Here is a 12,968-nt window from a genome sequence, read left to right on the forward strand (position 1 = left end):
AACGACATCTACTGCGAGTCAGTTGGGGTGCTCGAAGCGGCCGGAAGGACCACTCCCAAGGTTCCGTCGACGAGCACCCACTCTCCGTCGGTCAAGATGCTGGTGGCCGAGCCGGTGCCCATGACGGCCGGAATTCCGTATTCCCTCGCAACGATCGCCGCATGCGAGGCGAGTCCACCGGCATCCACCACAACCGCGGCCGCCCGTTGGAACAGCGGAGTCCAGGAAGGGTTGGTATAGGGGCAGACCAGGATTTCCCCCCCACGCAGCTGGCCGAACTCGCTCGGTACCCGGATCACGCGAACCTGGCCGCTTGCCTGGCCACGGCTGGACGGCGTACCGGAAACCAAGACGCCTCCAGAGGGCAGGCGTCCAGCAAAAAGCAACGCAGGATCGAGCAGCGGAATCCCTTCGAGCTCACGCCGTTTCGCCACCCGAGCCAGCACCAGCGGCCGGAAGCGGTGCCGGAGGGAAGCCGGCAGCGCGCCGTCGTCGGCGTCTGTAATGGACTCCAGTTCCTCGAACCGCAAGTGATAGATCTCCTCCGGCTTGTCGATCACGCCCGCCAACACCAACCGGCGTCCCAGCTCCCGGTAGGCGCGGCGGATCGGCGGAATGGCTTTGGTGGCGTAGAAGTGGCTGTCTTCGCGGAACGCAATTCCAGCCCTGGCGGACTCGACCGCAGCGAGCATCCTCCGGCGCAGTGGTTCGAAACGGAGCACCGGGTGGCGGTTCAATTCCTCCATCGCCGTCCCGGCCTTGTCAACCGTTTGAAGCCGCCCTCCGGACATCGCTTTCACGAGGCCCAGAACCACTTCGGGGGCGTCGGACCAGGTAGGCGAACTGCTCAAGACGACGCTGGTGGTTTCGCGGTGGCCGTATTCAAGCTGGAACGCCTCGAACGCCGCGCGGAAAGCACCATGTTCGGGATCTTTTTCCACCAGGTCCAGCAGCTGGCCGGAATCGGTCTCAAGAAAGGCGCGTGACAGCCCGGGGTCGTCCGCCGCGATGGACGCCAGCCGTTCAAGGGCGCGGTTCGCCTGGCTTGTCCGGGTCTCCGCGCCCGCGATCAGCACAGGAGCCAGCTTCATCTTGCCAAGCAACAGGAGCATGAGACGCATTTTCAGCATTGGCAAGAGAACCCCCGGCAGGTACGAAATCCGGAGATTCCTGATGGCCCGCATCGTCCCGAAGCACTCCTCAACGAAGGCGATGACCGCGCGCCATCGCAGCGGAGCGAGGTCCGTTCCGTTCAGCCGTTCCGTGTCGGCAAGGAACTGCTCAAAACGCGGATCCTGGGTCCACTCGCTGGCCTTGAATTCCCTTGAGCGTCGCAGCAATGACACCGGCGCAGCAAGCGACCGGAGGGTCGGGCGCGGCACGGGCGGGATGAGCTGCACCACCACGCCGTCTTCCTCAGGCAGGAACTCCTCGACCATGGGGAAGGCAACGCCCACGCTCCCGGCCATCCCGCGCAACATTTCCCATATGCCGAGGCGCATCCACCCCGAAACGTCCAGCGGATACGGCCGCTCCTGGAACATCTCCCAGAAGAAGGGTCCCACCCACCGTTGAAACCAGTTGAGGCTGGGCGGTTGGGGCGGGAGTGCGGTTATCGGCCGGACCTGCAGAACATACAGCACACCTCCCGCCACCGCCCACTCAATGTCTTGGGGACGGCCAAAATGCTGCTGGGCTTCCTGTCCCAGCTGTGCCAGCTCCGCCAATTGCTCCGCCACGAGCCCGGGCCTAGCACCCGGCGTGCCGGTCATTTCCCGCGTTCCCCCGCCCGCAGCCGCACTGATCACTACCTCCCGACCACCCGGCACGAAACTGAGCACTTTTCCGGAGCCGTCCAGGACGTAGCGCTCTGGCGTCACCCGCCCCGAAACCACGGCTTCCCCGAGCCCGGGATTCGCATCCACCACCATCTCGCCGCGCTCACCCGTTACCGGGTTCGCTGTGAACATGACGCCCGCCACGGCGGCGGGCACCATTTTCTGAACGACGACGGCGATTGCCACCTCGCGCGGGTCGATTCCCTGCCGGCGGCGATAGGTCATGGCCCGCTCGGTCCACAACGAAGCCCAGCACCTGGCGACTGCCCGTACCACCTCATCCTCGCCGGTCAGGTTAAGGAAGGTGTCCTGCTGCCCGGCAAACGCGGCCCCGGGAAGGTCCTCCGCAGTAGCACTGGAACGGACAGCGACCGCACCCCGGCCCAGCTTCGCATAGGCGGCGAGGATCTCGTCTCGAACGCGCTCGGGCATATCCGCGCTTGCGAACAGCTCCCGGATGGCGGCAGCGTGGGTTCCGTTGCCGCCGTTGGACGCACCGCCGTCGAACGCGTCACCGGGCTCCGAGGACAACAAGAGGTCCAGTTCTGCCCCCGCCTTCGTTTCCGCCAGGAAGGAGAGGTACGCGCCCGTGGTGATGACGAATCCCGGCGGCACGGGAAACCCTTGACGCACCAATTCCCCCAGGGCCGCACCCTTGCCGCCGGCGACGGCGACGTCGCCCCTACCGAACTCGGCCAGTGACGCAGTGATCTGCTGAGCCATCTGGGGCTCACTGACCGTGGCGGGCGCATGGAGGATTGGTTTTGGCGGCTGGGCGTCGTCCATCGGTGGTCCCTGAAAGTAGAGAACTATAGGTTCCCTGAAAGCTACCCCGGGCGCTTGCACGGCACAATGCCCGGAGACGACGGCGGTCCCGCACCTTGAGCGCAAGGTGCGGGACCGCCGTCCGTAGAAGGGGCCTCCGCCGCCGAGGGTTCCCTGGCTGAGCGTAGCGAAGCGAGGGAGGCGGTGGCGATCTAGGCCAGGCGGGCCTTCAAGCCTTCCAGCTCGGACAGCAACGCAGCCGGCAGGGACCCGCCGAACTTTGCGTACCACTCCTCGATCGATGCCAGTTCGGTCTTCCACTCGGCGGGGTCGACGCGGACTGCGGCCTCCACCTCAGCGGGGGTCATGTCCAGTCCTTCGAGATCGATGGACTCGCCTGTCGGCACGAATCCGATGGGGGTCTCGACGGCGTCGGTCTTGCCTTCAATGCGCTCGATAGCCCATTTGAGGACGCGGGCATTGTCACCGAAGCCAGGCCACGCGAAACCACCATCAGCGGTGCGGCGGAACCAGTTGACCAGGAAGATCTTCGGCAGCCGCTCCGAGTTCGCCTTGGCGGACAGGTTCACCCAGTGGTTCAGGTAATCGCCTGCGTCATAGCCGATGAACGGCAGCATGGCCATGGGGTCGCGACGCACAACGCCGACGGCACCTGCCGCAGCAGCAGTGGTCTCGGAGGACAGCGTCGAACCCATGAAGATGCCGTTGGACCAGTCGCGTGCCTCAGTGACCAGCGGGATGGTGGTCTTGCGGCGTCCGCCGAAGAGGATCGCGGAGAGTTCCACGCCTTCGGGGCTGAAGTACTCCTCGGCCAGCATGTCGATCTGGTCGATCGGCGTGCAGAAACGGGAGTTCGGGTGTGCGGCGGGCTTGTCGGACTCCGGGGTCCAGGAGTTGCCCTGCCAGTCAGTCAGGTGCGCAGGAGTCTCCTGCGTCATTCCCTCCCACCACACACCGCCGTCGTCGGTCAACGCAACGTTGGTGAAGATGCTGTTGCCCTTGGCGATGGCGCGCATGGCATTCGGGTTGGTGCCCCAACCGGTGCCCGGAGCAACGCCGAACAGGCCAGCCTCGGGGTTGACGGCGCGGAGTTCGCCTTCCTTGCCAAAGCGCATCCAGGTGATGTCGTCGCCGAGGGTTTCGACCTTCCAGCCCTTGATGGCGGGGTCCAGAAGGGCCAGGTTGGTCTTGCCGCAAGCAGACGGGAAGGCCGCAGAGATGTAGTAAGTCTTCTGCTCAGGCGAGGTCAGCTTCAGGATGAGCATGTGCTCGGCCAGCCAGCCTTCGTCGCGGGCCATGACGGACGCGATACGCAGGGCGTAGCACTTCTTGCCGAGGAGGGCGTTGCCGCCGTAGCCCGAGCCGAAGGACCAGATGGAGCGCTCTTCCGGGAAGTGCACGATCCACTTGTCCGGGTTGCAGGGCCAGGCAACGTCTGTCTGGCCGTCCTCAAGCGGGGCGCCCAGGGAATGCAGCGCGGGGACGAAGAACGCATCCGTCTGCGTGATGCGCTCCAGCACGTCGGTACCGATGCGGGCCATGATGCGCATCGAGGCAACAACGTAGGCGGAGTCGGTGATCTCGACGCCGAACTTCGGGTCTTCGGCGTCCAGGTGGCCCATGACAAACGGGATGACGTACATGGTGCGGCCGCGCATGGAGCCCGCGAACAGTCCACGCAGCTTCTGCTTCATCTCGGCCGGAGCCATCCAGTTGTTGGTGAAGCCTGCGTCGCGTTCCTTTTCGGAGCAGATGTAGGTCTGCTCTTCCACACGGGCCACGTCGGCAGGATCGGAGAAAGCGGCAAAGGAGTTCGGGAACGTCTCCGGGTTCAGCCTTTTCAGGGTGCCCGCGGCGACGAGTCCGTCGGTCAGTTTCGTGTATTCCGCTTCGCTGCCATCAACCCAGTGGATGCGGTCCGGCTGTGTCAGCTCGGCTACTTCCTCCACCCAGGCCAACAAGCGTGCATGCGTAGTAGGTGCCTTCTCAAGCAGCGGCAGTCGCGCCAGATCGCCCATCGTGGTTCCCTTCCTCGGGTTCAGTGGTGTGTCCTAAATGCTAGGGCTCGCGGAGTAGACCAATCTGGGTTCGGACGTGGGATCTCTTGAGCAATTCGAAGCAAAACCCCTAAAAATCAAGGATCTTGTTCAGCGATTCGCTAAATTTAGTGACTAAGGTCACATAGACCGGTCTAGTTAGGTAGATTACATCCAGCCAATTTGGCACGAACGGCGATCTCGCGTAAAGTTTATTGAGGTTCGAGGGGGGGAACGAGTTTGAAACTCCCGAGAATCACTAAGATGCGCCCATAGCTCAGCTGGATAGAGCGTCTGTCTACGGAACAGAAGGCCGGGGGTTCGAATCCCTCTGGGCGCACAAATGAAGACCCGCACCGAGCTCGGTGCGGGTCTTCTTTCGTAAAGTCGAAAGCCCAACTAGCTCGCATTTGTTGTCGCTATAAGGGCTGAAAACGACAACAAATGCGAGCTAGTTGGGCTGCGGGGCGCCCGCTCTACGCGGCGACGGCCTCGCTGATGCGGCGGCGGATTCCGTCGAAGTGGCGGTTGAGCAGTTCGGCGGCAGCGGACTTGTCGCCGGTTGCGACGGCGGAATAGATGTTTCGGTGCATGGCAGCGGTGGCTACAAGGTCTTCGTTGGCCGAGCCGATTTCCACGTGGATCTTCCGGTAGACCTTCCAGAAGACGCCCATGAGGTTGATGAGGAGCTCGTTATTCAGCGGTTCGAACAGCCGGCGGTGGAACTCGGCGTCGGCGGCGACGAAGTTTTCTCCCGCGCCTGCGAGCTCTTCCATCTGCTTGACGGTTTCTTCGATCGACGCGAGCTGCTCGGAGGTCATTACGTCCATGGAGGAGCCGATCAGCCCCGATTCAAGGGCCTGGCGCACATCCACGAGTTGCAGCGCCTCGAACCCCTGGTGGCGCAGGGACAAACGGCCACGGAAGGTTAGGCCGTCCGCGAGGGCCTCGAAATTGCTGGGGGCGACGAACATGCCGAAGCCGTGGCGAATCTCGATGACACCCAGGGCCTGGAGCACTTTCAGGGACTCACGGAGGGTGTTCCGCCCGACTCCCAGCGCCACGGAGAGTTCATTTTCCGTGGGCAAAGGATCGCCTGCCTCCAGCTCGCGCTCGAGGATCAGCTCCATAATGTCCGATTGAAGGGCCCTGAGCCGGGCCTGTGCGCTGAACCGCGCTTGCGGAACGACACCGGAAGTGGTCATGGCTCTCCTTGCAAAAGTACTCAACCTTGGCCGCTATCCATTTTTCGGGAGTGAGGACAAGGAATCAGTGCGGTGTTAATCTTTAGGTGAGCCTAGCGCCCACAATGAAGACGGTGCTACGCAACATACAATATCGGATGTCCCATCTCCTTGATAGATGTTTGCCCTGATTTTTGCTTGAACCCCCAGGTTGATCACGGCGCAGCCGCGCACGCCGGGACAGCCGAACCCCCGCGCGGCGGCGTCACAGGCCTATCCAGAGCCGAAGGTGACCCAAATCTCGCTTGACGACTTCCTGTGACCGCCCTTACAGTTTCATTACGAGCATCGGATGTCCTACATCCGATAACCAGAAAACTTGAATGGTGAGGCATCTTATGAGCAACACGATTAACAACCTGTCGGTGGTCAACGACGCCAGCCGACGCAACTTTCTCAAGCTGAGCGCGGCGGCGGGCGCTGCCGCGGCTTTCACGGCTACCCTTTCGGCATGTGGCGGCCCCGCCGCAACGACCGCGGGTGGAGGGAACAATACGGCTGCGGTCAACAAGGACCTCACCATCGAAGCGGGCATCTCCTATGCGCTGTCCACAGGTTTCGATCCTCTGACGTCCTCTGGTGCCACACCGCAGGCCGCCAACCTGCACATCTTCGAAGGGCTCGTGGAGCTCCACCCCGCCACCCGCGAGCCCTATAACGCGTTGGCCGCCAGCGATCCCAAGAAGGTCAACGACACCACGTACCAAGTGACCATCCGTGATGGTGCCAAGTTCCACAGCGGTGCACCTGTCACGACGGACGATGTTGTCTACTCCTTCACGCGCGTGATGGACCCGGCCAACAAGTCCCTGTTCTCCCAGTTCATTCCGTTCATCAAGGACGTCAAGGCCCTCGACACCAAGACGGTGGAATTCTCCTTGAAGTACCCGTTCCCGGGCTTCGGACCGCGAATCTCCGTGGTGAAGGTGGTTCCGAAGGCGTTGGCCTCGACCGACCCGAAGGGATTCGATGCCAAGCCCGTCGGTTCCGGCCCGTACAAGCTGATCTCGGCCGTCAAGGACGACAAGATCGTCTTCGAAGCATTCGCCGACTACAACGGACCCAAGCCCGCACTCGCCAAGGGCATGACCTGGCTGTTGCTCTCAGACGCCGCTGCCCGTGTCACCGCGGCCCAGTCGGGCCGAGTCCAGGCGATCGAAGACGTACCGTACCTGGACATGGACGGACTCAAGTCCAAGGACCGGGTTGAATCCGTGCAGTCCTTCGGCATGCTCTTCCTGATGTTCAACTGTGCCAAGGCCCCGTTCGACAACAAGCTGGTCCGCCAAGCCCTTCACTACGGACTGGACAAAGACTCCATCATCAAGAAGGCCTTGTTCGGCAACGCCAAGGCGGCGTCGTCGTACTTCCAGGAAGGCCACCCGGACTACGTCAAGGCCAAGAACGTCTACGGCTACGATGCGCAGAAGGCCGCCGACCTCCTCAAGCAAGCCGGCGTGAGCAATCTTGAATTCGAACTGCTCACCACGGACACAGCCTGGGTCAAGGACGTTGCCCCGCTGATGCTGGAATCCTGGAACAAGATCCCCGGCGTCAAGGTCACCGCAAAGAACCTGCAGTCCGGCGCCTTGTATTCAGACAGGGTTGGCAAGGCCGACTTCTCCGTGGTCGCGGCCCCGGGCGATCCTTCAGTCTTCGGCAACGACGCAGACCTGCTCCTGAGCTGGTTCTACTCGGGTGCCACCTGGATGACCAAGCGTGCCTATTGGACCGCTCCGGAAAGCGCTACCCTGCAGGGCCTGATGGACAAGGGCTCACAGGCCTCAACCGCTGACGCCAAGAATATCACCGGGCAGATCGTGGACCTCGTCTCCGAGGAACTCCCGCTGTACCCGATCTTCCACCGCCAGCTCCCCAGCGCATGGGACGACAAGAAGCTCTCGGGCTTCAAGCCGCTGCCCACCACCGGCCTGTCCTTCATCGGCGTCGGCCGCACCTCCTAGCCGCACCCAACCCCAACTAGCTCGCATTTGTTGTCGTTTAGACGGCTCAAAACGACACCTACTGCGAGTTAGTTGGGCGAGGCGCACCCCTTGGAAGCACTACCCCGCGAGACCGCCACGCAGCGGCCGCAACAAAGCAAACCGGAGAACAAATGGTCATGATATTGCGTCTGCTTGGACGCAGACTCGCGGCATTGCCCTTGATGATCCTGGGCATCACGCTGCTGGTCTTCCTCGTCCTTCAAGCAGCCCCGGGCGACCAGGCCAGCTCGGCCCTCGGCGAAGGCGCCAGCGAGGCCGCCAAACAGCAGTACCGCCAGGACAACGGCCTGAACGATCCCCTGTTCATCCAGTACTTCCGTTTCCTGGGCAGGCTCGTGCATCTCGATCTTGGCGTGACCACGCCGCCGTCCAAATCGGTGGCAAGCATGATTGCCTCGGCCTTCCCGTTGACGCTCCAGCTGACCTTCCTCGGCGTGATCATCGCCGTCGTACTGTCCTTGGTTTTCGGCATCATCGGCGCCCTTTACCGCGACAAGTGGCAGGACCAGCTGGTCCGGATCTTCTCCATCGCGGCCATCGCCACCCCGTCCTTCTGGCTTGGCATCCTGCTCATCCAGTGGTTCGCGCTCGGTGACAACCCGATGTTCCCTTCGGGTGGAATCGCGACGCCGGAGTCCGGCTTCGGCGGCTGGCTCAACTCGATGGCACTCCCGGCCCTCGCGCTCGGCATCCCCGTTTCCGCTTCCTTGATTCGCGTGGTCCGCACCTCGATGGTGGAGGAATTGGACCGCGACTACGTCCGCACGGCCATCGGCAACGGGGTCCCCTATCGTGAAGTGGTTTCCAGGAACGTCCTGCGCAACGCGCTGGTCACTCCGGTGACCGTACTGGGACTCCGCGTGGGCTACCTGCTGGGCGGCGCCGTCGTCATCGAAATGATTTTCGCCCTTCCCGGCATGGGCCAGCTGATCCTCAACGGCATCACCAACCTGGACGTCAACCTGGTCCAGGGCGTGGTCCTCACCATTTCCGTCACCTTCGTTCTGGTGAACATCGTGGTGGACCTCCTGTACCTGCTCATCAACCCCCGAATCAGGACGGTATAGCCATGCGCAGCAAACTTGCTGAACGGCTCAGCGCCCCGGGCGTCCGCTTCAAGTCCCTCCCTTGGGGATCGCGTCTTGCCTTGTTGTTCCTCGTGGTGATCGGCCTGGCGGCTATCTTCGCGCCCCTCGTCGCACCGCACGATCCCCTGGAAACGTTCATCCCGGCCCAAGCGCCGGACGGCGACCATTTCTTCGGTACCGACCGTCTGGGGCGTGATGTCTTCTCCCGGCTGCTCTACGGTTCCCAATCCTCCCTGATGATCGGCCTCGGCGCGGTGGCCCTCGCGATCGTCGTCGGCGCCGTGCTTGGCTCGCTCGCCGCGACGTCCAGCAAGGCGGTCAACGAGATCATCATGCGACTCATGGACATCCTCATGGCGTTCCCGGGCATCGCCCTCGCAGCCGTGCTGCTGGCGGCTTTCGGCAACTCGGTACCCACCATCATCGTCGCCATCGCCATCATCTACACACCGCAGCTCGCCCGGGTGGTCCGCGCCAATGTGCTCGCCCAGTACGGTGAAGACTACGTCCGGGCCGAACGAGTGATGGGTGCAAGCCGCCCCTACATCCTGCTCAAGCACATCGTCCGTAACACCGCCGCCCCTGTGCTGGTTTTCGCCACGGTCATGGTGGCCGACGCCATCATCCTCGAAGCCTCGCTGTCCTTCCTGGGAGCCGGCGTCCAGGATCCCGCACCGTCCTGGGGCAACGTGATCTCCTACGGCCGCAACCTGGTCCTTTCAGGTGGCTGGTGGGCAACGACCTTCGCAGGCCTCACGATCTTGCTCACTGTCCTTGCGCTGAACATCCTGGCCGAAGGCCTCACCGACGCCATGGTGAACCCGAAGCTGCGCAAGGCCCCGGTGGTGAAGGACGACGACGGTGCTGCCGCTGCCTTTGCCGGCGCCGCCGTGGCGGGTGCAGCCGTCGATACCGAAATCGCGACGTCGGTGGCCCAGCCATCCGTCGTGGAACAGCACGAACTCGACGGCGTTCGGCCGGCAAACAACGATCCCCTCTCCGAAGAGGACTACACGGCGTCGGTCCTGAACGATCCGAGGATTGCCCTGGCGAGTCCGCACGCGCTCCTCGACAAGGAACTCGAACTCCTGGCTTCCATCGAGGCCAAGCGCACCGATCGGCTCCCCCAGGTCCCGGCCGGCGCCAGGAACGTGCTGGAGGTCAAGAACCTGTCCATCCGCTTCCCCGGGCGCTTCGGCGAAACCGCGATCGTGGACAACGTCTCCTTCACCGTCCGCGAAGGGGAAACCATGGGCCTGGTGGGCGAATCCGGTTGCGGCAAGTCCATCACGTCCCTGGCCATCATGGGCCTCCTGCCCAAGACTGCCGAGATCACCGGATCCATCGTCTTCGATGGCAAAGAACTCCTGGATTCCGGCTCGAAGCACAGCAACGCCAAGGCCTATCAGGGCCTGCGGGGCGAGCAGATCGCCATGGTCTACCAGGATGCGCTGAGCTCGCTCAACCCGTCCATGAAGATCAAGGAGCAGATGACCCAGCTGACCAAGCGCGGCGGCCGCAAGACCCCCGCCGAGTTGCTGGAACTGGTCAAACTCGATCCCGTCCGCACGCTTGCCAGCTACCCGCACGAACTCTCCGGCGGCCAGCGCCAGCGCGTGCTGATCGCCATGGCTCTTTCCCGCTCGCCGAAGATCGTGGTGGCCGACGAACCCACCACGGCCCTGGACGTCACCGTCCAGAAGCAGGTGGTGGAGCTGCTCAACGAACTGCGCGAACAGCTCGGCTTCGCCATGGTCTTCGTCAGCCACGACCTCGCTTTGGTTGCCTCCTTGGCGCACCGGATCACGGTCATGTACGCAGGCCAGGTAGTGGAATCGGCACAGGCTTCCGAGCTCCTGCAGAACCCGCGGCACGAATACACGCGAGGTCTGTTGGGCGCAGTTCTTTCGATCGAGGCCGACGCCGTCCGCCTCCACCAGATCCCCGGCACCGTGCCGTCTCCGCGGGATTTCGCTTCGGGCGACCGCTTTGCGGCCCGCTCCTTGAGGCCCGACGCCGATCCGAACCAGCAATTGGTCCTCACCGTTGTTGAATCCGCCGGTGGCGGAGCAGACCGGGACCACTACTGGGCCAGCCACCTGAAGGAGGACGCAAAGTGAGTACTTCCCAACGGGATATCCCAGCCAAACCGGTCATCGAACTCAAGGACGTCAAGGTTCACCACCGGGCCCGCACCGGCGGCCTCTTCCGGCCCAACATCGTCAAGGCCGTCAACGGTGTGGACTTCAGCATCAGCCGTGGCGAGACTGTCGGGATCGTCGGCGAGTCCGGCTGCGGCAAGTCCACGCTCGCCTCGGTGCTCGTGGGACTTCAGACCCCGACGTCGGGCCAGGTGCTATTCCACGGCAAGCCGGCCATCAAACGCAACGCACGCATGCGCAAGGATTTCGGGCGTGCCGTATCCGTGGTCTTCCAGGACCCGGCCACGGCGCTCAACCCGCGCATGACCATCGAGGATATCCTCACCGATCCCCTGCAAGTCCACGGCATCGGCAACGCAGCGTCCCGCTCGGAGAAAGTCAAGGAACTGCTGGCCCTCGTCGGTTTGCCGCAATCGGCAGGCGAGGTCACGCCGTCGCAGGTTTCCGGCGGCCAGCGCCAGCGCGTGGCGATTGCGCGCGCCCTCGCTTTGGATCCGGACATCATCGTGGCGGACGAACCGACGTCGGCGCTCGATGTTTCCGTCCGAGCCCAGGTCCTGAACCTCCTGTCCGATCTGAAGACCCAGCTGAACCTCGGCATGGTGTTCATTTCGCACGACATCCAGACCGTCCGCTACGTCTCGGACCGGATCTGCGTCATGTATTTCGGACAGATCGTCGAGGAAGGCCCGGCCGCACAGGTCTTCGACAACCCAAGCAACGACTACACCAAGAAGCTGCTCGGCGCCGCACCAAGCCTGCTCCACACCTAAGTTTTTCCCTTTCAGATCCAAACAACGGAGATTTCTGTGTCTACTCAGTTCCAGGGCGTCATTCCCCCGGTCATCACCCCCCGCCACGCTGACGGCCGCGTTGACACCGCGTCCCTGAAGAACGTCACCAAGCACCTGCTCGACGGCGGCGTGTCCGGCCTTTTCGTGTTGGGCTCCTCGGGCGAGGTCCCCTACATGACCAACGAGGAGCGCGAACTCGTCGTCTCCACGATCGCCGACGCGAATGCCGGTGCCGTGCCCCTGGTTGTGGGCGCCAACGAACAAACCACCAACCGCGTGATCGAAGAAGCCAAGAAGGTCATCGACCTCGGAGCCGACGCAATCGTAGTCACCTCGATGTACTACGCCATCGGCAACGCCCAGGAGACCGAAACCCACTTCCGAAGCATCCACGCTGCCGTGGACAAGCCGATCTTCGCCTACGACGTCCCCGTCCGTACGCACTTCAAGCTGCCCACCGACCTTCTGGTCCGTCTGGGTCGCGACGGCGTGATCGCGGGCGTCAAGGACTCCTCCGGCGACGACGTCTCCTTCCGCCAACTGCTCCTTGCAGCCAAGGACATCCCCGACTTCGACATCTTCACGGGCCACGAAGTGGTCGTGGACGGAGCCCTCCTCGGCGGTGCCCAAGGCGTCGTCCCGGGCCTCGGCAACGTTGACCCCGCCGGCTACCGCCGCCTCTTCGATGCCAGCCAGGCCGGAAACTGGACGGCGGCCGCAGCCGAACAGGACCGCTTGGCGGACGTCTTCGAGATCGTCTACACCCCCAACGGCCGGGTCTCCGGCGGCGCAGCAGGCCTCGGCGCCTTCAAGACCGCCCTCCAGGTCATGGGCATCATCGAATCCAACACGATGAGCGCCCCCATGCTCTCCCTGAACGCCGAAGAAACCGCCGCAATCAAGGTCATCCTGGAACGCAACGGCCTGGTCTAGAGACGGGTTCGCGCCGTCCCACCCACGGCTGAGCTGGCCAGTGACACATGGCATCATTGACGGACCCCGCAAAAGACTTCG

Annotated in this window: 8 protein-coding genes and 1 tRNA gene; 6 read left to right on the plus strand and 3 right to left on the minus strand. The window is 63.3% G+C overall.

Annotation, left to right across the window (positions count from 1 at the left end; translation table 11 throughout):
• Positions 1-8 precede the first annotated feature (8 nt).
• Both ABD884_RS19925 and ABD884_RS19930 read right to left on the minus strand, forming a co-directional pair.
• A complete protein-coding gene (locus ABD884_RS19925) occupies positions 9-2,624 on the minus strand; it encodes a PEP/pyruvate-binding domain-containing protein (protein ID WP_345050410.1) in 2,616 nt (871 codons plus the stop codon).
• Positions 2,625-2,815: 191 nt separating this feature from the next.
• Positions 2,816-4,642 (minus strand): phosphoenolpyruvate carboxykinase (GTP), encoded by a 1,827-nt coding sequence (locus ABD884_RS19930; RefSeq protein WP_345050416.1) that lies wholly within the window; start codon positions 4,640-4,642, stop codon positions 2,816-2,818.
• Positions 4,643-4,926: 284 nt separating this feature from the next.
• On the opposite strand from ABD884_RS19930, the gene ABD884_RS19935 reads away from it, so the two are divergent.
• A tRNA-Arg gene (locus ABD884_RS19935) sits at positions 4,927-5,000 on the plus strand.
• 136 nt (positions 5,001-5,136) lie between these two features.
• Here ABD884_RS19935 and ABD884_RS19940 read toward each other — a convergent pair.
• Positions 5,137-5,865 (minus strand): FadR/GntR family transcriptional regulator, encoded by a 729-nt coding sequence (locus ABD884_RS19940; protein WP_345050421.1) that lies wholly within the window; start codon positions 5,863-5,865, stop codon positions 5,137-5,139.
• Between the two features lie 362 nt (positions 5,866-6,227).
• Between ABD884_RS19940 and ABD884_RS19945 the strand changes: the two genes are divergently transcribed.
• The 5 genes from ABD884_RS19945 to ABD884_RS19965 all read left to right on the plus strand — a co-directional run bounded on the left by ABD884_RS19945 (position 6,228) and on the right by ABD884_RS19965 (position 12,887).
• Entirely contained in the window at positions 6,228-7,868 is a 1,641-nt protein-coding gene (locus ABD884_RS19945) for an ABC transporter substrate-binding protein (protein WP_345050425.1), read from the plus strand.
• A 152-nt stretch (positions 7,869-8,020) separates the two neighbouring features.
• Positions 8,021-8,977, plus strand: a complete 957-nt coding sequence (locus ABD884_RS19950) for an ABC transporter permease (protein WP_028265886.1) — start codon at positions 8,021-8,023, stop codon at positions 8,975-8,977.
• A gap of 2 nt (positions 8,978-8,979) precedes the next feature.
• A complete protein-coding gene (locus tag ABD884_RS19955; RefSeq protein WP_345050434.1) occupies positions 8,980-11,118 on the plus strand; it encodes a dipeptide/oligopeptide/nickel ABC transporter permease/ATP-binding protein in 2,139 nt (712 codons plus the stop codon).
• On the plus strand, positions 11,115-11,933 hold the full coding sequence (locus ABD884_RS19960) for an ATP-binding cassette domain-containing protein (RefSeq protein WP_345050438.1): 819 nt from the start codon (positions 11,115-11,117) through the stop codon (positions 11,931-11,933). Before ABD884_RS19955 ends, ABD884_RS19960 begins: the two co-directional genes overlap by 4 nt.
• 36 nt (positions 11,934-11,969) lie before the next feature.
• Positions 11,970-12,887, plus strand: coding sequence for a dihydrodipicolinate synthase family protein (locus tag ABD884_RS19965; protein WP_345050443.1), 918 nt, complete (start codon positions 11,970-11,972; stop codon positions 12,885-12,887).
• The last annotated feature ends 81 nt before the right edge of the window (positions 12,888-12,968 follow it).

Origin of the sequence: Arthrobacter methylotrophus (genome assembly GCF_039539965.1) — a bacterium.
Taxonomy (GTDB): Bacteria; Actinomycetota; Actinomycetes; order Actinomycetales; family Micrococcaceae; genus Arthrobacter; species Arthrobacter methylotrophus.

Excerpts from the sequence above, each read along its gene's own strand:
- ABD884_RS19925 (WP_345050410.1), bottom strand. The coding sequence starts at position 2,624 with ATGGACGACGCCCAGCCGCCAAAACCAATCCTCCATGCGCCCGCCACG.
- ABD884_RS19950 (WP_028265886.1), top strand. The coding sequence starts at position 8,021 with ATGGTCATGATATTGCGTCTGCTTGGACGCAGACTCGCGGCATTGCCC.
- ABD884_RS19945 (WP_345050425.1), top strand. The coding sequence starts at position 6,228 with ATGGTGAGGCATCTTATGAGCAACACGATTAACAACCTGTCGGTGGTC.
- ABD884_RS19940 (WP_345050421.1), bottom strand. The coding sequence starts at position 5,865 with ATGACCACTTCCGGTGTCGTTCCGCAAGCGCGGTTCAGCGCACAGGCC.
- ABD884_RS19955 (WP_345050434.1), top strand. The coding sequence starts at position 8,980 with ATGCGCAGCAAACTTGCTGAACGGCTCAGCGCCCCGGGCGTCCGCTTC.
- ABD884_RS19930 (WP_345050416.1), bottom strand. The coding sequence starts at position 4,642 with ATGGGCGATCTGGCGCGACTGCCGCTGCTTGAGAAGGCACCTACTACG.